At 69.3% G+C, this 20,581-nt stretch carries 18 protein-coding genes and 1 pseudogene; 8 read left to right on the top strand and 11 right to left on the bottom strand.

Features of this window, described 5'->3' with window-relative positions; translation table 11 throughout:
* Window positions 1–52 precede the first annotated feature (52 nt).
* Window positions 53–703 carry a thymidine kinase gene (locus tag ACFYO0_RS39795; protein WP_388686255.1) on the top strand — a complete coding sequence of 217 codons (651 nt, stop codon included), beginning with the start codon at window positions 53–55 and terminating at the stop codon, window positions 701–703.
* 138 nt (window positions 704–841) lie between these two features.
* Here ACFYO0_RS39795 and ACFYO0_RS39790 read toward each other — a convergent pair.
* Window positions 842–1,225 (bottom strand): annotated as a pseudogene (locus ACFYO0_RS39790) (S8 family serine peptidase); the annotation flags it as partial.
* A gap of 185 nt (window positions 1,226–1,410) precedes the next feature.
* A complete protein-coding gene (locus ACFYO0_RS39785; RefSeq protein WP_388686254.1) occupies window positions 1,411–1,950 on the bottom strand; it encodes a hypothetical protein in 540 nt (179 codons plus the stop codon).
* 194 nt (window positions 1,951–2,144) lie between these two features.
* Here ACFYO0_RS39785 and ACFYO0_RS39780 point away from each other — a divergent pair, with 194 nt between their 5' ends.
* Together ACFYO0_RS39780 and ACFYO0_RS39775 are read left to right on the top strand one after the other, a co-directional pair.
* Complete coding sequence (locus ACFYO0_RS39780; RefSeq protein WP_388686253.1) at window positions 2,145–2,861, top strand: response regulator transcription factor; 717 nt, start codon at window positions 2,145–2,147, stop codon at window positions 2,859–2,861.
* Entirely contained in the window at window positions 2,858–4,279 is a 1,422-nt protein-coding gene (locus ACFYO0_RS39775) for a sensor histidine kinase (protein WP_388686251.1), read from the top strand. The genes ACFYO0_RS39780 and ACFYO0_RS39775 overlap by 4 nt, the downstream gene beginning before the upstream one ends.
* A 214-nt stretch (window positions 4,280–4,493) precedes the next feature.
* On the opposite strand, the gene ACFYO0_RS39770 is transcribed toward ACFYO0_RS39775, so the two are convergent.
* On the bottom strand, window positions 4,494–6,017 hold the full coding sequence (locus tag ACFYO0_RS39770; RefSeq protein ID WP_388686250.1) for a hypothetical protein: 1,524 nt from the start codon (window positions 6,015–6,017) through the stop codon (window positions 4,494–4,496).
* A 630-nt stretch (window positions 6,018–6,647) separates the two neighbouring features.
* Window positions 6,648–6,872, bottom strand: coding sequence for a hypothetical protein (locus tag ACFYO0_RS39765; RefSeq protein WP_388686248.1), 225 nt, complete (start codon window positions 6,870–6,872; stop codon window positions 6,648–6,650).
* Between the two features lie 124 nt (window positions 6,873–6,996).
* Here ACFYO0_RS39765 and ACFYO0_RS39760 point away from each other — a divergent pair, with 124 nt between their 5' ends.
* Complete coding sequence (locus ACFYO0_RS39760; RefSeq protein ID WP_388686246.1) at window positions 6,997–8,229, top strand: alpha/beta fold hydrolase; 1,233 nt, start codon at window positions 6,997–6,999, stop codon at window positions 8,227–8,229.
* Window positions 8,230–8,285: 56 nt separating this feature from the next.
* Here the strand turns inward: ACFYO0_RS39760 and ACFYO0_RS39755 are convergent, their stop codons facing one another.
* Window positions 8,286–9,653: an FAD-dependent monooxygenase gene (locus tag ACFYO0_RS39755; protein WP_388686244.1), complete on the bottom strand. Its 1,368-nt coding sequence runs from the start codon at window positions 9,651–9,653 to the stop codon at window positions 8,286–8,288.
* Window positions 9,654–9,881: 228 nt separating this feature from the next.
* Here ACFYO0_RS39755 and ACFYO0_RS39750 point away from each other — a divergent pair, with 228 nt between their 5' ends.
* Both ACFYO0_RS39750 and ACFYO0_RS39745 read left to right on the top strand, forming a co-directional pair.
* Window positions 9,882–10,139: a hypothetical protein gene (locus ACFYO0_RS39750; protein WP_388686242.1), complete on the top strand. Its 258-nt coding sequence runs from the start codon at window positions 9,882–9,884 to the stop codon at window positions 10,137–10,139.
* A 169-nt stretch (window positions 10,140–10,308) separates the two neighbouring features.
* Entirely contained in the window at window positions 10,309–10,773 is a 465-nt protein-coding gene (locus ACFYO0_RS39745) for a hypothetical protein (protein WP_388686241.1), read from the top strand.
* A 607-nt stretch (window positions 10,774–11,380) separates the two neighbouring features.
* Here the strand turns inward: ACFYO0_RS39745 and ACFYO0_RS39740 are convergent.
* From ACFYO0_RS39740 to ACFYO0_RS39730, 3 genes are all read right to left on the bottom strand, one after another.
* Window positions 11,381–12,487, bottom strand: coding sequence for an alpha/beta fold hydrolase (locus ACFYO0_RS39740; protein WP_388686239.1), 1,107 nt, complete (start codon window positions 12,485–12,487; stop codon window positions 11,381–11,383).
* Between the two features lie 376 nt (window positions 12,488–12,863).
* Window positions 12,864–14,444: an AMP-binding protein gene (locus tag ACFYO0_RS39735; RefSeq protein WP_388686237.1), complete on the bottom strand. Its 1,581-nt coding sequence runs from the start codon at window positions 14,442–14,444 to the stop codon at window positions 12,864–12,866.
* 462 nt (window positions 14,445–14,906) lie between these two features.
* On the bottom strand, window positions 14,907–15,146 hold the full coding sequence (locus ACFYO0_RS39730) for a hypothetical protein (protein ID WP_388686236.1): 240 nt from the start codon (window positions 15,144–15,146) through the stop codon (window positions 14,907–14,909).
* A 1,216-nt stretch (window positions 15,147–16,362) separates the two neighbouring features.
* Between ACFYO0_RS39730 and ACFYO0_RS39725 the strand changes: the two genes are divergently transcribed.
* Window positions 16,363–16,656: a hypothetical protein gene (locus tag ACFYO0_RS39725; protein ID WP_388686234.1), complete on the top strand. Its 294-nt coding sequence runs from the start codon at window positions 16,363–16,365 to the stop codon at window positions 16,654–16,656.
* Window positions 16,657–16,778: 122 nt separating this feature from the next.
* Here the strand turns inward: ACFYO0_RS39725 and ACFYO0_RS39720 are convergent, their stop codons facing one another.
* From ACFYO0_RS39720 to ACFYO0_RS39710, 3 genes are all read right to left on the bottom strand, one after another.
* On the bottom strand, window positions 16,779–17,555 hold the full coding sequence (locus ACFYO0_RS39720) for a hypothetical protein (protein ID WP_388686233.1): 777 nt from the start codon (window positions 17,553–17,555) through the stop codon (window positions 16,779–16,781).
* Between the two features lie 86 nt (window positions 17,556–17,641).
* Complete coding sequence (locus ACFYO0_RS39715; protein WP_388686232.1) at window positions 17,642–17,851, bottom strand: hypothetical protein; 210 nt, start codon at window positions 17,849–17,851, stop codon at window positions 17,642–17,644.
* A 365-nt stretch (window positions 17,852–18,216) separates the two neighbouring features.
* Window positions 18,217–19,047: a hypothetical protein gene (locus ACFYO0_RS39710; RefSeq protein ID WP_388686231.1), complete on the bottom strand. Its 831-nt coding sequence runs from the start codon at window positions 19,045–19,047 to the stop codon at window positions 18,217–18,219.
* A 669-nt stretch (window positions 19,048–19,716) separates the two neighbouring features.
* Between ACFYO0_RS39710 and ACFYO0_RS39705 the strand changes: the two genes are divergently transcribed.
* Window positions 19,717–20,118, top strand: a complete 402-nt coding sequence (locus ACFYO0_RS39705; protein ID WP_388686230.1) for a hypothetical protein — start codon at window positions 19,717–19,719, stop codon at window positions 20,116–20,118.
* Window positions 20,119–20,581 lie beyond the last annotated feature (463 nt).

Below are 20,581 nucleotides of genomic sequence, written 5' to 3'. Positions count from 1 at the left end.
GCCGCCCGAGTCGCCCCTGAACTGCCCTCCGCCGAAAGGTGTTCAACTCGCCATGCCCGAGCTGGTGTTCTTCTCCGGGACGATGGACTGTGGGAAGTCGACTTTGGCGCTTCAAATTGGGCACAACCGTTCGGCGAGGGGTCTGCAGGGTGTGATCTTCACGCGGGATGACCGTGCCGGCGAGGGTAAGTTGTCGTCGCGTTTGGGCTTGGTCACGGACGCGGTTGAGGCGGCTCCGGGCATGGACCTGTACGGGTACCTGGTGGAGCAGATGTCGCACGGTGCCAAGGTCGATTACGTGATCGTGGATGAAGCGCAGTTCCTCGCGCCGGTGCAGATCGACCAGTTGGCCCGGATCGTGGACGACCTCGACTTGGACGTCTTCGCGTTCGGCATCACCACGGACTTCCGCACCAAGCTCTTCCCCGGCTCGCAGCGTTTGATCGAACTTGCAGACCGCGTGGAGACGTTGCAGGTCGAGGCGATGTGTTGGTGCGGTGCACGAGCCACCCATAACGCGCGCACGCTGGCTGGGGAGATGGTGGTCGAGGGCGAGCAGGTGGTGGTGGGGGATGTGGCCGGCTCGGCGGCGGAGGTGGGGTATGAGGTGCTGTGCCGACGTCATCACCGCAGGCGGATGACGAGCGCCGCTGCCCATGCAGGGGCGTTGTCGCCGGACGTATTGCCGGTCACCTCCGCCTGATTTCCTGTCGGAGGGACGTCAGTGGACACGTTCTCGGTCGTGCTGGTCATGGTTGTTGCTGTATGACGCGGATGTGGTGGAGTTCCGCTTCAACGTTTAGTTTCACCTCGAATGCCCCCTGGTCTGCGTTTTCGCAAGTCAGGGGGCGATTCGCTGCCCGGAGTCGTGTGTTGCGGCGGAACGTTCAAGTTCTGGGTTCGCGCGATGCGGCGCAGTGTTTGTGCAGGTCAGGGCGTTTCCGCCCGATGGTTGAATCCGGGCGGCGTTTCCGGTTGCTGAGTTTGTGCTGGTTCGGTCGGTATGGCTGGAAGGCCAGGATGGGCCGGGTTGGCGGCGGCTTGGAGCCCCGCCGTTGCCCAGGCCCTTGCTGGAGGTGGCGGCGATGATCCCGGCGACGTGGGTGCCGTGGCCGTTGCCGTCGTCGGGCCGCGCCTTGCCGTCGACGAAGTCCCGGCCGGGGACCAGGCGGCCGACGAGGTCGGGGTGCTCGAGGTCGACACCGGTGTCGATCACCGCGACGACCGCGTCGTCCCCCTTGTGCCCCGGTCTGGTCCGCGGCGGCCAGGCCGCTCAGCTCCAGTCCCTACTGCTGGGCGCAGCGGGTCGGTTTTGGCGGCGACGGCCCGCGCCGGGACGAGCACGGCGAGCAGCACGGCGGAGGCAAGCACGCCCCTGTTCCACCCACCCTGCCCCAAGATGCTGCGGCGTCACGCTCCGTCCTGCTTCCTCGTCTCGGACCGGCGTTCGGACCAGCGCTCGACCTCGGCGCCGTACTCGCCTTCCAGCGCCTTGTCGCGGATCTCATGGCGCGCGTCCCGCAGTGCGTCGCCCTCAAGTCCGCGCAACTGCTTGAGGTCGTCGCGCAGTTCCTCAGGCAACGTCTGGAAGCGCTGCTGGGCCTCGACGGCCCGGAACTGCACCCGGGCGCCATAATCACCGGCCAGCGCGTCCCGCCAGATGCGTTCCGCTGCCTCACCCCGCTGCCGCGGCTCCATGGTGCGCAGTTGTCGCAGGTCGGCCCGCAGCTCCATCGGCAGCCAACCGGGCAAGGGGCGCGGCTGGGCGTCGGCAAGGGCGAGAGGATCCGCGCCGGCGAGTAGGACCGTGGAGGTGTCCACAGTGGCCGAGGTGGCGCTGGTCGATCCCGAGGACGCCGCCCACACCAGCGCAGTCGTTGCGGCGGCGGTCGCGATGGCCAGCGTGGTCATCCGGGTCCGGCGGGATACGGCGGTGGCGATGCTGTTCACGAGGTCCTCCCGTTCCTCCATGGATTTCGGCCCCAGCCTGCCGACGGCGTACGAGCGGAAGGTTCGGCGAATGTTCGGGCGCTGTAAGGATCGGCGGCGGGCGTGCTCCGCCGCTGCGGCCCTCGGTAGCATCGGTGGCATCCCCGGTGCCCCGGGACGGCCCCCGCGTCCCCGGGGTGCGAGGAGAGAAGCACATGCCGGAGAACACGGGCCCGGAGAGCAGAGGACCTGAGAGCAGGGGGCTCGTCCTGGTCGTCGAGGACGAGCGGCACATCGCCGACCTGGAGCGCCGCTACCTGGCCCGGGAGGGTTTCGGTGTCCACGTCGAGACCGACGGCGACGGCGCCCTGGCCGCCGCCCGCAGGATGCGCCCGGTGGCGATCGTGCTGGACATCACCCTGCCCGGCATGGACGGCATCCAGGTCTGCCGTCGGCTGCGTGAGGAGGGCGACTGGACCCCCGTCGTGTTCGTGACCGCCCGCGACGAGGTGACCGACCGCATCCTCGGCCTGGAACTCGGCGCCGACGACTACCTCACCAAGCCCTTTGCCCCCCATGAACTCGTCGCCCGCGTCAAGAGCCTGTTGCGCCGCGCCCAGGGCCCGCAGCGCAACCCGGTGTGCAGGCTGGGGCGGCTCACCCTCGACACCGGTCGGCGCACCCTGCAGGTGGACAACGACCCGGTGGAGCTGACGACCACCGAGTTCAACCTGCTCGCCTATCTGATGGGCCATCCCGAGCAGGTGTTCTCCCGAGAACAGCTGCTCGCGCAGGTCTGGGGCTACGCGGGCTACCGAGACACCCGCGTGATGGACGTCTACGTCTCGCAGCTGCGGGCCAAGCTCGGCGACGCCAGCCCGATCCGTACCGTCCGCGGGGTCGGGTACGGCGTCAGCGACACCGGCCGATGACCACCGCACGCCGCCACGGCTCCCTGGGCGTGAACCTGGTCCTGCTCACCACCTCTGTGGCAGCGGTGGCCGTTGTACTCACCGGGCTGTTCGCCTGGCGGATGATCCGTACGAACGCCGAGGCCCAGGGACGCGAACAGCTCTCCCGTCAGGCCGAGATCCTGGCCCGAACGCCTCCCCTGGCCTCCGTGCGGCTGGGCCGCGAGCAGCGGATCGCCGGCCCGAGCGGCACCGCGCTCGCCCTCGTCCGGCCCTCCGGCAAGGTGGATGGTCCGGCCGCGGCGGTCGTGGGCACCGACGCGCGCCGGACGCTGCTCGCGGGCGACGGCCTGTCCACGACCGCGACCCTCGACGGTCATGAGGTGCTGGTCGAGGGGGTTCCAGCACGCGACGGCGGCGGCCTGGTCCTCGCGCAGCCGATGAGTTCCGTCGACGAGGCCACCGACCGGATGCGCGGCGGCCTGGTGCTCCCTCTCACTCTGGGACTGACCGGCTCGGCCGTGGCCGGTGCGCTACTGGCCAGGCGTCTGGCCAGACCGCTCACCTCGGCAGCCGCCACCGCCCACCGGCTGTCCGAGGGCGAGCGGGGACTCCGCGTCCCCACGGAGGGACCCGCCGAAGTGGCCGAACTGGCCGCCGCGCTCAACTCCCTCGACTCGGCGCTGGCCCACAGCGAGAACCGGCAGCGGGACTTCCTGATGTCCGTCTCCCACGAGATCCGCACCCCGCTGACCGCCGCACGCGGATACGCCGAGGCACTGGCCGACGAGGTGATCACGGGAGACGAGGTTCCCGAGGCCGGTCACATCCTGCGCTCCGAGATCCGGCGGCTGGAGCGGTTCGTGGGCGATCTGCTGGCCCTGGCCCGCCTCGAAGCCGACGACTTCCGGCTGGACAACACCGAGGTCGACCTGAACGCACTGGTCGCCGAGGCCGCGACCGCCTGGTCGGCCCGCTGCGCCCGCCACGACGTCGACTTCCGCCTCGAACGCCCACGGCACCCCCTGCCGGTCACCACCGACGGCTTCCGGGTACGCCAGCTCATCGACGGCCTCGCCGAGAACGCCCTGCGTGTCACCCCGGCGGGCCGCCCCCTCGTACTGGCCCTGTACCAGGACGACCCCGGAGCCCGGTTGGAGGTCCGCGACGGCGGTCCCGGCCTCACCGAGGAGGACATGGCCATCGCCTTCGAGCGCGGCGCCCTCACTGACCGCTACAGCGGCATCCGGGCCGTCGGCAGCGGCCTCGGCCTGGCCATAGCCCATCGCCTGACCACCCGGCTCGGCGGCACGATCACCGCCCATGGGCCCGCCCCCGAAGGCGGCGCCTGCTTCACCGTCCGTCTGCCGCCCTGCCCCGACACCATCCCGCCGGAGGCCCAGACCGGCGCCCCCGACACGCCCCGAACACGACGCTGACCTTGCGCCTGGATGCCAGGTGGCGTGATCACCTGATCCCAACAGCGGGGGCGGCTCCACGGTCACCGTCTGCGCTGCTCCGGAAGGCCGAGACGGCGGCGCAGCCGCTTCGGACGCGCCACCGGTCGGCCGGACGCCGCAGGCCCTGCCCACTTGGAGGCGGGGCAGGGCCTGCGGGCAATCAGGACGTCCGGCAGGGCACGGACGCGATCACCTACGTTCTCGCCTCGCCCTTCGTCAGCAGCCACTCCTCGTGTACCGCGCCGAGCGGGATCTTCGTCTGGAAGATCGGCGTGCCGAAGATGGAGAGTTGGAGGTTGAGGGTTCCGGTGAGGTCGATGCCGCCGTACAGGGCCCAGGAGCCGGAGCCCGAGCCGGTGCCGTCCGCAGAGCCCTCAGCCGACGCGTCGGCCTCGGCGCGGAGGTACGGGGCGACGTCGGCCGTGACGCCGACCGTGCCGTAGAGGCCGATCGTCGCCTCGGCTCCCATCGCGGCCTTGACGTCGCCGGCGGCGGTGACCGTCGTCTTCAGCGGCTCACCGGTCATGTGGGACTCGCTCACGCCTTGCCAGCCCTTGGCCCAGGTGAAGTTGCCACCGACCTTGAAGTCGCCCTTGAGGTCCTGTTCGACGTCGACCGTCACGCGGCCGTCGGCGTCCACCTGGAAGTAGCAGACGAGGTCCAGGTTGACGACGATCGGGACCGGGCCGACCTGGATCACGGGGTCGGCGTGCAGTTCGGCGAAGGGAATACGGATCGGCTTGCCGTTGGTCGAGCCGGCCGCGCGGCCCTTCAGGGACCACTGGGAGGCCCAGTCGCCGGTCAGGCCCAGGAACGCGCCGCCGGGCGAGGAGCCCGAGCCGGATCCGGAACCGTCGTATGAGAAGGCGACCTCGGGGGCGAGCTGGACGAAGCCCTCGACGGACGCGGCGGCCGAGGCGGAGGCGCCCGGCGCGGTCTCCACCGAGGCGCCCACGTCGATACGCAGGCTGCCCAGTGGGAGCTTCGCACCCTCGGGGCCGAAGGTGAGGTCGCCGGTCTTCGCCCAGGAGACCTTCACGCCCTGGACGAGCGGGTCGACCTCCATGGTGGACGGGTCGACGGGGACCGTGCCGTCCGCCTCGCTCTCACCCAGGACCGAGTTGAGTTCGGCCGGCTCCGTCTCGACCGTGGTACCGCCGTCGGCCGCCGTCTCGACGACCTCCGTGACCTTGGCGAGTACGCCGTCGGGGGCGCCGGGGGCCGGGGCGCTGGCTATGACGTCGCCGACGGCGACGGCGGCCTTCGGCTTCGTGCCGGAGTCCTGCGAGGTGTCCGCGTCCCGCGAAGCGCCGGAGTTCGCGTCCGGGGTCGCGTCGGACTCCGTGCCCGGGTCCTCGGAGGCCGTCTCCGACGGGGGCGCCGACGGTTCGGCGTCCGAGGCGGACGACGGTGCGGAGATGACCGCCCGGCCGCTCTTCCTGTCGTACGACGCGACCTTGAGCGCGGACTTCTTGGCCTTGCCCTGGTCGACCGCGTTCGCGTCGGCCACGGCGGTGGGGGTGGCATCGCCGTCCGGGGCGGACACGACGGCGAGTTGTTCCTCGGCCGCCCCGGTCTCGGGGGTCTCGGCCGTCGTGGCGACCGCCTTGTCGGCGGTGGAAGGGGAGTTGGTGGCGGAGCAGCCGGTGGTCAGCAGGGTCGCGACGGTGATTGCCGACAGGGCCGAAACCAGGGCATGTCTTCTGAGCTTGTGCACGCGTGAGTCCTCGGGAACGGTGACAGGGGGTGCGCTTCAGGAGGGATGAAAGGGACGAGAAATGACCGGGAGCTGCCAAAGCGAGATGACACAGGTCTCTCTGTCATCGATGCCAGAGAGAGTGATGACATCTGGCGGTGGAGGGTGTGCCGCGACGACACAGCTGTCCTCGGGACAGTGCGCACAAGCAGGTTACCCCCCAGTAGCCGTGCATGAGCATGCCAGGCTTACGGGGGCTTCGCGGACCACTTCCCGCAGGTCTCGCCAGTGACGTGGATCACATCGCCGTGGATCAACTACCGCCGCTTGTAGGGGAGTTGAGGAATTCGGCCATCGCCGCGTGCGGGCGATGAGGCTGGGCCAGGTGTACGCCGTGGCCTGCGTCCTCGACGACGGCGAGGTCGGTCCTGGTCGCGTACGGCCAGGGTGGGTCAAGGGGGGGTGACCCACTGAGGGTTGTACGCGGTTTCGGCCAACTCCTCGATCACGGCGAGCATCGTGGCGCGGTCGGCTCGGGGGTGCCAGCCGTCGGAGCGGCGTTCGAGGTTGCGGGATCAGCCGGCGTGACCGAAGAAGTCGGCTGCCCAAGAAAACGGACACCACCTCACGAACCGCACTCTGGGTGGGCATTTAGATATGACTTGCGGCGTTGCGCCGCTGCATGAGTTTGAACGCCTTGGCCATGTCCTTCCGTGACGTGGCGTCGTATCGGGTCGAGTCCGCGATGTTCACGCTGAAGGGCCAGTAGCCGTAGTAGTGCACAGTGGCGATCAGGCGCTTGTCGTGCAGGGACTTGATGGTGGTGGCCAGGCGGTCGATCAGCACCATCGGCATCAGCTTCGCCTGGCGCTTCATGCGCTTCTCGCGGAGCCCACCGGTGGGCGATGCCGAGCTGGCTGAAGCGCCTGCCGGCCGGGTGTCGACACGCCTGCGGATCGCTCATGTGTACGCCACCAGAAGGGAGTTGTACGCTGCGAAGGTGGAGGGGGACACATATCGCTTTGGGGAGTACGAGCTGGACACGGCTCGTCATCAGCTCCGCCGGGCCGGCGAGCCGGTCCACGTCGAGCCCCGGGCCCTGGACCTGCTGTGCCACCTGGTCGAGCGCCGGGACCGGGTGGTGTCGAAGAACGAGCTGCTGGACGAGGTGTGGGGTGACCGCTTTGTCAGCGAGGGGGCCCTCACCACGGCGCTGCGGACCGTGCGGTTGGCCGTGGGCGACACCGGCAGCGAGCAGCGACTGATCCGCACGGTGCACCGGCGGGGATATCAGTTCGTGGCCCCGGTGACGGTGGTCGAGGCCGGTCCGCCCGCCGGGTCCGATCTGGGATCCGGCATTGAGGCGACAACAGTGGGTGGGTCGGATGGCACGGGACGTCAGACCATCCGGTTCTGCCGGGCCGACGACGGTACCCGCATCGCCTATGCCACTGTCGGCTCGGGCCCGCCGTTGCTCAAGGCGGCCAACTGGCTGACCCATCTCGACCTCGAGTGGATGAGCCCGGTGTGGTCGCACTGGCTGGGCGGTCTCGCCCGCAACCGCCAACTCATCCGCTACGACGAGCGGGGTTGCGGCCTCTCGGACTGGGCGGTGCCCAGCTTCACGTTCGACGACTGGGTCGACGACCTCGAGAGCGTGGTCGAGGCCGCGGGGCTCGATCGCTTCCCTCTGCTCGGGGTGTCCCAGGGTGGTGCGGTGGCGGTCGCCTATGCCGCGCGCCGTCCCGAGCGGGTCAGCCGGCTGATCCTCGCCGGGGCGTACGCCCGAGGACGGCAGGTGCGAGCGCAGGACGAGACCGAGCGCGAGGAGGCGGACCTCGACCTGGATCTGGCCCGGGTGGGGTGGATCCACCAGGACCCCAGCTTCCTGCGGGTCTTCGCCTCCCAGTTCCTGCCCGAGGGCACGCCGGGGGACTGGGAGGAGTTCAGCGACTTCCAGCGGCGGACGACCTCGCCGGCCAACGGGGTTCGCTTCCTGGAGGAGTTCGCCCGGATCGACGTGTCCGACATCGCTCACCGGGTGGAGTGTCCGACGTTGATCATTCATTCACGTGACGACGGGCGGGTGCCGGCCTCGCAGGCCAGTGAGCTGGCCGCTCTCATTCCCGACAGCCGGCTGGTCCTGCTCAAGAGCCGTAATCACCTGCTCACCGCGTTCGAGCCGGCCTGGGACGAGTTCCTGTCCCACATCGACGCCTTCCTGGCCGAGTGACCTCAGCGGCCGACAAGCGGCCGGCTGCCGGGTCCGGGTCCGGGTCCGGGTCCGGGTCAGGCCGTAGGCCGCCTGCGGGCCGAGGGCGCGGCGGGCATTTCGACCCCCGCTGGGGAGCGGCGGGCGGCCAGCAGCACCCGGAGGACCATGGCCGGGGTCATCAGTGACTCCGGTCGAGCCAGCAGGTTCTGCACCCGTAGAGTCTGGCGGGCCACCGGGATGGAGGTGTGACAGGCCCGGAGCACCTTGTCGAGGTAGCGGTTGACGAGGTCGGTGCCGGTCGGCTCGGGCCCGCTGGTGCGCGGGTCGGCGAAGTCGGCCCCTGCTGCGATCTTCCACGGCACGTCGACCACCTTGGCGGCCCGCCGGTAGAAGTCACCCGCCAGGGCGGGTGAGGCGGGGCCGTGGCGTTCGACGGCCTGGCCCAGGGCCCGGGCCTGCAGGGCCGCCGACGACATTCCCTGCCAGTGGACGGGGTTGAGGCTGCAGATGGCATCCCCCAGCACCACGAACCCCGGCGGGGTCCGCTCCAGCCGCTCCACGCGGCGGCGCCGGCTGGTGGGCATCCGATGGCTCAGGACCGGCGTGAAGGCATCGGCCCGGGCGAGGACGTCGGCGATCACGGGCGACGGCAGGGAGCGGGCGAAGTCCTCGTACTCGTCCGGCTCGGTCGGGGGCACATCACCGTGGAACGAGCCCACGGTGATGATCCACCGGTCGCCCTCCACCGGCACCATCGTGCCCATGCGGTGGCCGCGGGTCGGGTCGTCGACCACGAGGGCGAGGGTGCCGTCGAGATCGTCCGGTCGCCGCCGCACGATCCGGGTCCCGTAGGCCGTGTCGACGCGGACGGCCGAGACCTCGGGTGCCGGGAATCCCGCTTTGGCCAGCTGGTCGAGGAAACGGGTGTTGCGGCCGGAGCAGTCGACCACGAGGTCGGCCCGGTGCTCGGTTCCGTCGACCCGGACACCGGCCACGCGGTCGCCCTCCAGGATCAAGCGGTCCACCGCGGCCTCGTCGGTGAGGGACACGTTGGACCGTTGCCGCAAGAGCCGCTCGCGGACCGTGCTCTCCAGCAGGGGCCGGCTCATCGACATCGCGAGAAAGCCGAGGTCGGTCCGTACCCGGTAGGCGCCCGCCTGGTGCCACACCAGGTCCTTGGCGTCGAGAGGGACCGCACCTGCCTGCACCAGTTCGTCGACGAGACCCGGGAACCAGCCGTCCAGCAGTCGCTGGCCGCGGGCCAGCAGTACATGGGCGTGACGTCCCTGGGGAACGCTCCTGCGCGTGACCGCGTCCTGTGGCAGGCGGTCCCGTTCCAGTACCGTCACCCGGTCGACATGGTCACTCAGGACCCGTGCGATCACCAGACCCGCCATGCCCGCTCCGATGACTATGGCGGTGGTGCCGTTACGCTCCCTCATCTCTCACCCCTCTGGCTCGAACCCGGGCCAAGGTGGCCCCGGGCCCGTTCGATCATCGGGCCCGTCACCGGCCAGGACTTGGTGGAAATCTGAGGCTTTCCTGAGGGGGAGCTGAGGGCGGCCGGAAGCCGGCCCGTGGCGGGCCCGAAAGCCATCGTGAAGCGATCACGAGGCCGAGCTCGGGAGTGGTCAGCGCTTCCGGCGTGGGGCCGGAGTGAACGGGAGGCGATGTCGGCGACGTTCGCGTGTACGCCGACAGACGACGGTGTGTGGGCGCGCACCGGCATCGACGTGCGCAGCCGTACAGCCGTCGGCGTGGCCCGGTTCATCAATCAACGGCAGCCCACACACCACCAGGCCGGGCACGAGCACGCCACCAGCTCCGCCGGCCGCGATGACCACGGCGACCGGCCCGAGCCGACCCGGATCGACCACCTGAACGCCTTGGACGGGAACCGCTTCGCCGATCCGGCCCGCCGGCTCTGAGGGCGGCGCCCTCAGAGCCCCCTCAGGGAAGCCTCAGACCTCCACCAAGTCCTGGCCTGGTGGCGGGCCCGATGCTTGAACGGTGCCGGGCCGAGGAGCAGTCGTACGGACATCGCACCCCAGCCCGGCCTTCACCTCAGACGCGAGACACGAGAGAGAAGGACACACCATGCGACTCGACAACACCAGGACGTCCGGCCAGATCCGGACTCGGCGGGGGCTGGCGCTGCTGATCGCGACGGGGGCCGGGCTGGGCTCCCTGCTGCTGGGAACGATTCCCGCGCACGCCAACGCCACCACCAAGCACGTCGCGTCGGACGGCCAGTCGGTCCAGTTCAAGACGAGCGACAGCAGCCACGACGTGCGGGGCGACATCACGTTCACCGTGCACGCGGACGGCAACTGGAAGATCGACGCGAAGGCGACCAACCCGCGCCCCGCGGGCCGCAACGTCCACTGGATCTGCGACCTGTCGTGGGACGCGGCGGACGTCAGGCACTCGACCGGCACGAAGTGGGTGCCCCGCAAGTCGACCCGCACCCTCACCGCGGAGGCGTACGACCCCTTCATCCAGGCGGACTTCGCCACCATCGCCGCCCGCGGGACGGCCGACTGCGACATCGTCATCGGCTAGCCGGACCGAGCTCCGTCAAACCGTGACCTGCGCGAACGATGACCGCGTCACACGCGCTCTTCCCGAACCATTCGTGCAGGTCCGCGGGCTCACGGACCCGGCAAGACCGTCGACAACCATGACGGAACGGCCTTCCGACGTGAGGGAGCCCTGCCAGAAGACTACTGAAGATCTTGTTGAAGGGCCGTCCGGAAGCCGGGCGGCCCTTCGCGCCATCCGTCAGCGCGCGATCTCAAGGACGCGCCAGTCTTCCACACGGGCAGGGACGTTACCGCAGGCGGCGCGATGGGTGCCCCCGGCAGTCGCAGACGGTTGGTGCACCAGCCCGTTGATGCCCCTGAGCGTCTTTTCCAGAAAGGCTTCGGCTTCGCCTCGTCCCCTGCGCGCGGCGCCGCCGTGGTACCTCTCCCGGCTGTCGAGCACGATCGCGGAGTACGACTGGCGAAATCCAAGCGCCGGCCGCTCCACCGACCGCGCCGCCGCCCACGCCTGCGGGGCGCGAACTCCACTTACCGGAGCGGGTATCGGTTGTTGGCGCACATGCACTCGCAACCGGTTCGGGGACCGGTGCGCACCCTCCCGTCGTCGGACGCGTCCTGTCTGCCGGCTACTCGGAGAGGAAGTTGTCGAGGTGGGAGAGGAAGGTGGGCCAGGCCGGGTCGGCGGCGGTGAACAGGTGGTTGCGGCTTTCGAGGAGGATCAGCCGGCTGTCGGGGATGAGAGTGGCCAGTTCCAGGGCCTGTGCGACGGGGACTCGCGCGTCGTCGCGGGAGTGGATGATCAGCGTGGGGCAGGTCACCTGGTGGGCGATGCCGGAGACGTCGATGCGGGTGAACTCTTCCAGGAAGCGGAGACCGTTGGCAGGCGAGGTCGTCTGGCGTTGGTAGGCGGCGAACGCGTCCCATTCCGCGGGTGTGGCGTCGGCGAGGAACTGGGAGGCGAAGAAGCGCAGGAAACTGCTGTCATGGGAGCGCCATCCGGCGCGGGCGATGTTCAGGTCGACCTGAGCGGCATCGCGCTCGGCGTCGTCGGCGGCTCGGATCTGCCGTCCCCGGGCGTAGGCCGCGGTGAGGACCAGCCGGCTGACCCGCTCGGGACGGCGCGCGGCGTAGGCGACCGCCACCGCGCCGCCCTGTGACACCCCGAGCAGGGGGAAGCGGTCGAGGCCGGCGGCATCGACCACGGAGTCGAGGTCGTCGACCAGGTCGTCGAGGGTGAAGCTGGGCACGGTCCATTCGGAGAGGCCGCAGCCCCGCTCGTCGTAGCGGATGAGCTGCCGGCCGCGGGTGAGACCGTCGAACCAGTGCGCCCACATCGGGGTGGTCCGGTCGAGGTCGAGGTGGGTCAGCCAGTTGGCGGTCTTCACCAACGGCGGGCCTTCGCCGGTGGTGGCGTAGGCGATGCGGGTGCCGTCGGCGGACCGGCAGAACCGGATGACCTCGTGGTCCGCCTCTGCCGCTGCCGTAACGGCGGGGACGGTGGGCAGAGTGGTGGAGACCACCGTCGCGCGCGCGACGAACTGATAGCCGCGCTCGCGCACCGTGCGAATGAACTGCTGTCGCGTGGCGTTGTCACCGATCGCGAGGCGGGCGGTGCGTAGCCAGGTGGTGAGCGCGGCCTCGCCGACCGGGCGTCCGCGCCCCACCGTGTGGAGAAGCTCCTCCTTGGGCACAACGCGGTCGCGGTGCTCGACGAGGTGGCAGAGCAGATCCACGGCTTGAGGTTCGGTAGGGACCGGCTGCCCGTCACGGCTGAGCCGACGGCGATCCGTGTCCAACTCGTACTGCCCGAAAGAGTAAACCGCGCCGCCCACAACTCCGACTGTATAGCGTTTGTTCGATTCTGCGGGCGTCGAACGTCCGATCACGATGGTTGCTCGGCCGAGTTGATCAGGCACTGCCAGCAGATCAGTGTGCCGGTGCGGTCGACTCGGCCGGCGGCCGGGAATCCAGGAACCCAGCTGCCGGGGGCCGCGACGACTCGTCAACGCGCCCCGGGCGCAGGAGCCACCTTCTGGCCAAGGGCCCGCATCCCCGCCGGACTTGTTCCGCGGAGGCTCTCCGCATGGCGCGGGCAGGTGCGGTCACCAGTCAGGGACGCGCCGGCTCGCCCTCCCGCAGCTGCCGCCGCAGGATCTTGCCGGAGGCCGCCTTCGGTACCGCCTCGATGAACTCGACCCGGCGGATCTTCTTGTACGGGGCGACCTGGCCCCCGACGTGGGCCATCACCTCGTCGGCGGTGATCGACGCACCGGGCGCCAGCACCACGAACGCCTTGGGTACCTCGTTGTTCTCCTCGTCGTTGACGCCGATCACCGCCGCGTCGGCGATGTGGGGGTGGCTGAGCAGGATCGCTTCGAGTTCGGCCGGTGCCACCTGGTAGCCCTTGTACTTGATGAGTTCCTTGACCCGGTCGACGATGAACCAGTTCCCGTTCTCGTCGACCCGACCGATGTCGCCGGTGTGCAGCCATCCGTCGGCGTCGACCGTCGCGTCGGTGTCCTCCGGGCGGCCGAAGTAGCCCTTCATCACCTGCGGTCCCTGGATCCACACTTCGCCCGGTTGGCCTGCCGCCACGTCCAGCCCGGTGACCGGGTCGACCAGGCGCGCCCGAGTCGACGGGAGCAGGTGCCCTACGCACGCGACGGGCTCGTCGAGGTTGCCGTCGGCATGGAGATGCGAGGCGGGGGACAGTTCGGTCATTCCGTACGCCTGCCCGATCTCCACGCCCAGCCGGTCGGCCACCGCCGCTTGCAGTCCGGCGTCGAGTGGCGCCGCGGCGCAGATGACGCGGCGCAGATGCGACAGGTCCAGGTTTCCGACCGCGGGGTGCTTGGCCAGCACCAGCATCACCGGCGGGGCGACGTAGGCGTGGGTGATCCGGTCGCGCTCCAGGCTGGTCAGGAACGCGTCGAGGTCGAACCGGGAGTGCACGTACACGGTCGCACCACGGTGCAGCGCGTTGTTGACCAGCGCGGTCAGCCCGAAGATGTGGAAGAAGGGCAGGATCGCGATGACGCGGTCGTTCTCGTCTATCCGATGCAGACCGTTCATCTGTTCGAGATTGGTGCACAGGTTGCGGTGGGTCAGCATCACGCCCTTGGGCACACCCGTCGTGCCGCTCGAATACGGCAGTACGGCGACATCCACGGCCGGATCGAGCTCGAACGCCGGCACGTCGCCGTCCCTCAGCAACCCCAGCACCGAACGGTGACCGTCCGCCGTGTCACAGACCAGGATCTCGATGTCCCGGCCGGTCTGCCGCCGGACCAGTTCGACCGCGGCCCGCGCGCTCTCGATCAGCGCGGACACACTCACCATCAGCCGTGCCTCGGCGTCGATCAACTGCTTGGCGATCTCAGCCGGCGTGGCCGGCGGCGACAGCGTGGTCACCGTCCCGCCCGCCGTGGTGGTGGCATAGAGGACCACGGGGAACAGGATCGTGTTCGGCGAGTGCAGCGCGACCACGTCCCCCTTGCCGATGCCCTCGACGGCAAGGCCCGCCGCCAGTTGGCGGACCAGCGCGGCCAACTCCCCGTAGGTGAGTGTCCGTCCGCTGGACACGTCCACCATGGCCGGCCGCGTTGCGCGTCGTGCGGCCTCGCCGAGCACCCATTCATGGACGGGGCGATCGACGACGGCGACTTCCGGGTACTTGCTCTTGTAGATCATTGAATCTCCGCTTCTTGGTCTGCTGCATCGGTCGGAACAGCCGCTGGTCGCTGTCCGGGCGACCACTGGTTGGGGAGCCGAACGGTCTGCCGGGGCCTGGTCGTGCGGGTTCGGTGGCATGTACAGACGGAGGTTTCCGAACCCGCGCGGACCCGGGCCGGGGTGAGCCGGCTGGGGTCCACGGGCCGATCCGAGGGGCCGCGGAATCTGCGACGAGTGGGCGGCCCGGCCGCAGGTGGATGTGGGACGGTGACGACCAGCCACACACCCAGCGGTCCGCCCCCTCGGAGTACGTATCGTCGGGGCCCCGGTGTCTGCTCGGCCATCCGGAACGTGCGTTCCGGGCCGAATCCGCAGGCTTCAGCCGGATCAACCTGCCCTCGATGACAGGGAGTTCGCCGTGGTAGCCGATCCAGGCCGAACAGCTGGCGAGCCGGGGACGGATACCGGCGCCGAAGACGATCAGGATGCCCGCGTGGCCCCGCGCTCCTCCACCACGCGGCGGCCGAGGGGGCACACCGGCAGGGCGTCGGCCGGTGTGCCCCCTCGGCCGCCGGGCGGGGTTACTGCGTGATCTCGGTGACGTCGGCCAGGATCTCGGGGGTCGATACCCAGTTCCTCCGCGGCCTTGATCTCCTCGTCGGAGACCTTGCGGACGACGGACACCTTGCCGCGGGCGGTCTCCGGGGAGGTGCGGCCCACGTAGGAACCGGAGTCGCCGGCGTTCAGCCTCAGGTTCGCGTTGGTGACCAGGCGTGTTGGGGCCGCAGCTGAACGTACCGGCGGGCAGGAACAGGTGCTCCTCGGTGTCGTCGAACGGATACAGCGGGGGCGTGATGGCCCAGAGGCCCTTCCCGTTGTCGATCGTCCGAAGGGGAAGGCGTCCGAGTTCCGCGCGGCGTACGTAGGGGCGTCCGTTGTGCTCCTTCTCCACGCACACGATGCCCAGGGCGGAGGTGCCGGGCTTCTCCATCTGCCCGGCGGCGACCGCCGTCGCCACGTCTCCCGGAGCCACGTACCCGGCGGCGGGACAGGACGCCACACCACGGTGTCAAGGAAGCCGGGGAGGGTGGGGATACGCCCCACCAACTGGAAGCCGGCGGGCGGCTTGAGCAGGTCCTGGCCGGCAGAGCGGTCCCCGACCACGAACTCGCCGTACTTGCCCTGCCGAATCGACACGACGAAGCCCCCGTAGAGGCTTCCCAGTGTGCGCCATTTCCCGGTCCGGGAAGCGATTCCGGCATGGAACAAGCCGTTCCATTGGGTGGTGTATCCGATCTCCAGGTCGCCGTAGCGTTGAGTGATCATCTGGTTGTCCCCCTGTGGGTCTTCCGGCAGGATTCCGTCACGTCTGTCAGGACCTTGCCGGCTCGGTCAGCGGTGTCCTGTCGGACCGGCGGCGCCGGCCCGCGCGAAACGGTTTGCCAGGACCGTCGCAGCGCGTGTGTTCCGATGGTCGGGCCTGCCGCCAGGCCACCGCTTGGTGGAACTCTGAGGCTTTTCTGAGGAGCAGCTGAGGGCAAACTCGGCCAACAGGTCGTGTCGGCGAAGAACGTCAGCGGCTCGTGTCGGCGAGGGCCGTCCAGTCGCTGGTGCAGGGTGACTGTGGAGTGGCATGAGCCCGGCGCCTTCGCCTGCTGGCAGGTCATTACCGCTCAGGTCGACCATCGGTACTGTCGGTATCGGTTTCGGACATGGTCGTGCAGCCACGGTCGCGGCTGACCTGAATCGACAGCCGGGAAGGCCGGAATGCCGCTTCGGGCTGTGCCGCGGGAGCCCTGCCCCGCAGAGAAGCAATCCCGGACTGCCGTTCGCCGGCCCATGGCGGCGGCGGTCGCGACGGTGACCGTCGCCTCGGCCATGGACCCGGCGGTAACTCCGCGGGGCCGGTCAAGCCGGGGCGGGTCACGCGGTGTTCATGCAGGGCAACGAGCTCGACGGCAGCACGGCCCATCTCTTCGGGCGCGGGAGGGGTGGCGCCCTGAGCGCCGGCGGCCGCTACGCCACCGGCGGTAAGGGGTGTGACCAGGCCGACGCGCCCATCGACTCCTTCGCCTCCCAGTGTTGCAGCCCCGAGGTGTCGTCGCAGACGAGGGAGTACGTCCGCACCCGCATGCCGCTCCCGGACCAGGCCCAAGCTCTCCGCCTACCGGACGGGGCGCATCGTTCGCGCAAATTCCTCCCGCCCGAGTGCGAAGCAAAACACCTGTAATCGGGCGAACCAGACAACCCGTCACTTTGCCCAGGCCCTGCCGTGAGCTCACCAGGACCCCGTGAGCGGGAAGATCACAACGATGAGGAGTACAAACCAATCTTCTTCCTCGAAGAAATGGATCAGTTGGAGCGTGTGCTTCCACCACTGGTGTGCATGTTGGTCTCTTCACCCTGCCCGACCTGAGCGATGGATGGCGTGACGCGGTTGCACCAAACGGCGATCACGACATCGTGGCCCAGCGAGTCATCGACGTTGCGATGCAGGGCGAGATCGACGATTCGATCATCGCTGGGCCGGAAGGGACGGTCCGGATCCGGCATGCCGAGCAGCGGCCCCAATGCATCGATCGCCGGCTTCCAGAGTGTTGACCAGTTGCGTCCGGCGGACACCCGGAAGCAGAGCTGGACCTGCAGCGGCCCCTCCGGAGCCGGTTCCGGGTGCGCCGCCCGGCATGCCTGGTGGATGGCTTCTTTCCACGCGGCCGAGGTGGCGGACACGCTGGTGCGCACGGACAGTAGGGGCGGCCCTGCGGCACGGTCCGGCCCCTGCCGCAGGGCCGGTCCGACGGCGATCGTGGAGGAGGCGTCATGGCGCTTGCGGGCGAAGACGGCGTCGAATCGCCCGGCCCCGAATCTGCGTGCCAGGGGAAACAGGTAGTTGTCGAGGTCGTGGCCGCCGCGAGTCAGCGCCACGTGGTCGGCGAGGCCGACATCGAGCGCCAAGGCCAGGTGGGTGGTGTCCTCGGCGAGGATGGGGCCGAACAGGGCCGCGACGGAGTCCAGGTAGCCGCGCAGACGCTGCTGGCTCGGGTGTGCGGTCGCGTCCCAGCTCTCCAGGACGGGCGGTTCCGACAGCTCGACGGGCGTGACAGCGGGGCGTGAGAACAGTGAGGACATGCGGTCCAGTCTCCTCGGCCGACGACCCTACCCAGAGGTCTGCGGAGCCTGCTGAGTCTCTGGACAGTTGTCTCCCATGCTTCGGGTTACCGGTGTTGTTGGAAGGCGACTGCGTCAGGGTTGTTGGTGACCCACCAGTGGCACACGTTCCAGTGATTGTTCTTGCTCCCGGCGTCGTCGAACGTCACGACGGCCACGACCAGACCGCTGCAGTTGGGGCTCGGCGAAGTGTGCATGCTGCACGTGCGGTCGTTGTCGGGCGATGCCGCTTCGATGGCCGTGATGACGGACTTCATGGCGGGAGCGTACGGGCGCTGACGGTCACACTGTCAGGCGGGGAACCACGCCGCCGGGAGTGCGAATGACGGAAGGGGTGTTCGCCCATGCCGCAGGTGACGGAGAGGCACCGGCCGGTCGAGGCCGCGGAGCGGTACATCCTGCCGAAGCAGAGCCTGCCGGTGGCCAGGACCGCGTTTTCGGCCGGGTCGCCCGCGAACGTGACCTGCCCCCAAACCGGACCAGCGCCGGCAGGGGTTGGTTCCTCATCCCCTCAGTGTCCTTGAGGAGACGGGGCGAGGCCCATGACCGGCCGTGCTCACGAAGCGGGTTGCCCCATGGAACCTCGGCAGGCCGTTCGCAGCGGCGTCCGACGGAGTCTCGCCTAATGGAACCCGCCGGGTTGATCCTTTGCCCACCATAGGAACGCGGCGGAGTGCTGTTGGTTGGCGAAGCCATCCCCGGCCAGCGTGTGGAGGAGGTCGTTGCTCCACAGGATCAGCCGCCCGAGAGTCCAGTTCACCGACTCGGGCGCCGGCAGCTCCAGTCCGTAGACCATCCGCGCGATCTCGCGCTTGCCGCCCGCCTCCGTCGTGTACTTGAGGATCGACAGGAACCGGTCGGACTGCATGACGCAGAGAACCCTCGTGAGGAGTGCTTCCTTGAAGCCGGTCATGGCGAACGGCTTGGTGCCGTCCAGCAGATGCTGCATCCGGTCTTCGAGCGGTACGTCATCAGGTCCGTACAGGAGGTACGCGATCGTCTCGCGGGTCGCCTTCCCGGCAGCGGCGTCGCCCATGTCGTTCCACGCGGAGTTGAAGGTGGCCTGGTTGCCGGGGCGGGCGCCGACGTCGGAGTTGGCGAAGTCCTTGAGCACTCTCGGGTGGCACGTCCGCAACCCGTCGGGGGAGAAGATCCTCTGGTACTTCGCCCAGTAGGCCGCTACGTGAATGTCGAAGTCCGGCTTGGTGGCAAGGTACTGCGACTTGAGCCGAGCCGCCCGTTCCAGCCACTGGGGCTCGACGTCCTCGGCTTTCGGGAAACGAGCCTTGAGGTCGCTGAAGGAATGGGACGGCCTTTTCGTCGGGGGCGTGGGCTGCCGGTGCTCCCATTCGTAACCGCACCGGTGCTTGACGACCCGACGTCCGTCATCGAGGGTGCGCACCAACTCGATGTCCTCGTCGTCGCTGCACAACGGGCACATGGCCAACCCCACGACTACCCCCGCTCCACCAGTGCCCGCGCCTCACCATGAGCCGATGCGCTCTTCACCCAAGGGCCACATTCTCACAATCTGGATCCGTCTCGATATCCAGGTGCGTGCGTACCTGAACCGGCCTTTGTGGGGCTTCTCTTGATGCATCGGACGGTGTCGATGGCGGGGACTTCAGGGCCCCGGCAGCGTGCTGGTAGGCGCGGATCGAGGTGGAGCCGATGGTGGTGTGCCAGTCGATGCTGTGCCCGGCGTCGCCGACAGGTGGACCAGGGCGCGTATACGGAATTGAGACCATCGTATGCCCCTATCTCCTGCAACCCCAGAGCTGCCCAGCGTGTCCAGGAACGGGGTGGTGGCCGGACGCCCGGCGGTCGCACTCTCTGCCGCAGGTCGTGGCAGAGGCTTCATCTGTGGAGAAGAGGACTCGCCATGCTCGATCTCAGAGGTGTGTCGGTGATGGCGGTGATGGGCGGCATCCTGGTGCTGACAGGTTGCGAGGATTCGTCAGGCTCGCACGCCGGATCGGGGGCCCCCTCCACGTCGCCTTCCGTGAATGCCTCTGCCTCGGCAGGCGCCTCTTCGCACGTCCCTGCCGACACCACGCCCTCGGCATCTGCCGGCACCACGCCCACGCCATCGCGCACCTCTGCCGCCCCGGCCGGGGCGACGATGTCCCCCACTCCCGCCGGAACCGCTGCCTCCGCAGACCGCTCCAGCTGCCACAACCTGACCGCCCCCAACGCGGTGAAGGCCGCTGTGACGGCGGCATACCAGCGCAGCTTTCCCCGCTTCGCCCATATCCAGCCGGTGCCGGGGCAGTTCTTCTACGGCCAGTGCGGCGGCGTCCGCTACGCCGCCACCCGTTTCGAGTCCACCCCTGGTGCCACGTACGAGGAACTTGTGAGCATGCAGGACGAGGGCGGTGCCACGAAGTACTTCCGCAGTACGTCCGCAGGGAACTGGAGCTACGTCGCCAGTGACGGTTTCCCCCGTGGGCCGCAGGGCTGCGGCGATGTCCCACAGATTCCCGTGGCCCTGGCCGCGGTCTGGAGGAACTGCTCGGTCATGTAGCCGAGCTTGTGAACGGCTGCGACTCGAGCAGCCTTCCGGTCCGGCTCGGCGGGCTCGTTGTGTTTCCGCTTCGCCGCCCTTCTTGGTGTCCTTGCCGCTGAACAGGAGCAGGTCCCGTCGCGCCGGCCCCGGTCCCTGACGGACCAGGTGAGCGGCCCGGTGGCGGGCTGCGGTACCCGCACAGTCCGGACGGGCGGAGACTTCCGGATTCTGGCCAGGCGATGTCCTGCTGCGGCCGGGAAGACTGCCACACCTGGGCTCCGCGCCGACGTTCGTAGGTTTAGGGTTCGGTGACGGCCGTCACTTCTACGCTCATCGCAACGGCTGTGACCTGTGCGCTCCCTCGGCACCCCTGCCGCCGGGCCCCGGGGCCCGCCGGATTTCAGTAACCGGGAGGCCGTGTGCGGATACTTCTCGTCGAGGACGACAACCGGGTCGCCGACGCCCTCACCGGTGCCCTGCG

The sequence above is a fragment of the Streptomyces sp. NPDC006365 genome (assembly GCF_042870755.1).
Classification (GTDB): domain Bacteria; phylum Actinomycetota; class Actinomycetes; order Streptomycetales; family Streptomycetaceae; genus Streptomyces; species Streptomyces xiangluensis.
The sequence above is the reverse complement of the archived record's forward strand: the minus strand, read 5'-3'. Positions and strand labels throughout refer to the sequence as shown.

Coding starts and splice junctions, on each gene's coding strand:
- ACFYO0_RS39795 (WP_388686255.1), top strand. CDS start 53: ATGCCCGAGCTGGTGTTCTTCTCCGGGACGATGGACTGTGGGAAGTCG.
- ACFYO0_RS39780 (WP_388686253.1), top strand. CDS start 2,145: ATGCCGGAGAACACGGGCCCGGAGAGCAGAGGACCTGAGAGCAGGGGG.
- ACFYO0_RS39775 (WP_388686251.1), top strand. CDS start 2,858: ATGACCACCGCACGCCGCCACGGCTCCCTGGGCGTGAACCTGGTCCTG.
- ACFYO0_RS39765 (WP_388686248.1), bottom strand. CDS start 6,872: ATGAAGCGCCAGGCGAAGCTGATGCCGATGGTGCTGATCGACCGCCTG.
- ACFYO0_RS39755 (WP_388686244.1), bottom strand. CDS start 9,653: ATGAGGGAGCGTAACGGCACCACCGCCATAGTCATCGGAGCGGGCATG.
- ACFYO0_RS39750 (WP_388686242.1), top strand. CDS start 9,882: ATGTCGGCGACGTTCGCGTGTACGCCGACAGACGACGGTGTGTGGGCG.
- ACFYO0_RS39745 (WP_388686241.1), top strand. CDS start 10,309: ATGCGACTCGACAACACCAGGACGTCCGGCCAGATCCGGACTCGGCGG.
- ACFYO0_RS39735 (WP_388686237.1), bottom strand. CDS start 14,444: ATGATCTACAAGAGCAAGTACCCGGAAGTCGCCGTCGTCGATCGCCCC.
- ACFYO0_RS39725 (WP_388686234.1), top strand. CDS start 16,363: ATGCAGGGCAACGAGCTCGACGGCAGCACGGCCCATCTCTTCGGGCGC.
- ACFYO0_RS39720 (WP_388686233.1), bottom strand. CDS start 17,555: ATGTCCTCACTGTTCTCACGCCCCGCTGTCACGCCCGTCGAGCTGTCG.
- ACFYO0_RS39715 (WP_388686232.1), bottom strand. CDS start 17,851: ATGAAGTCCGTCATCACGGCCATCGAAGCGGCATCGCCCGACAACGAC.
- ACFYO0_RS39705 (WP_388686230.1), top strand. CDS start 19,717: ATGTCCCCCACTCCCGCCGGAACCGCTGCCTCCGCAGACCGCTCCAGC.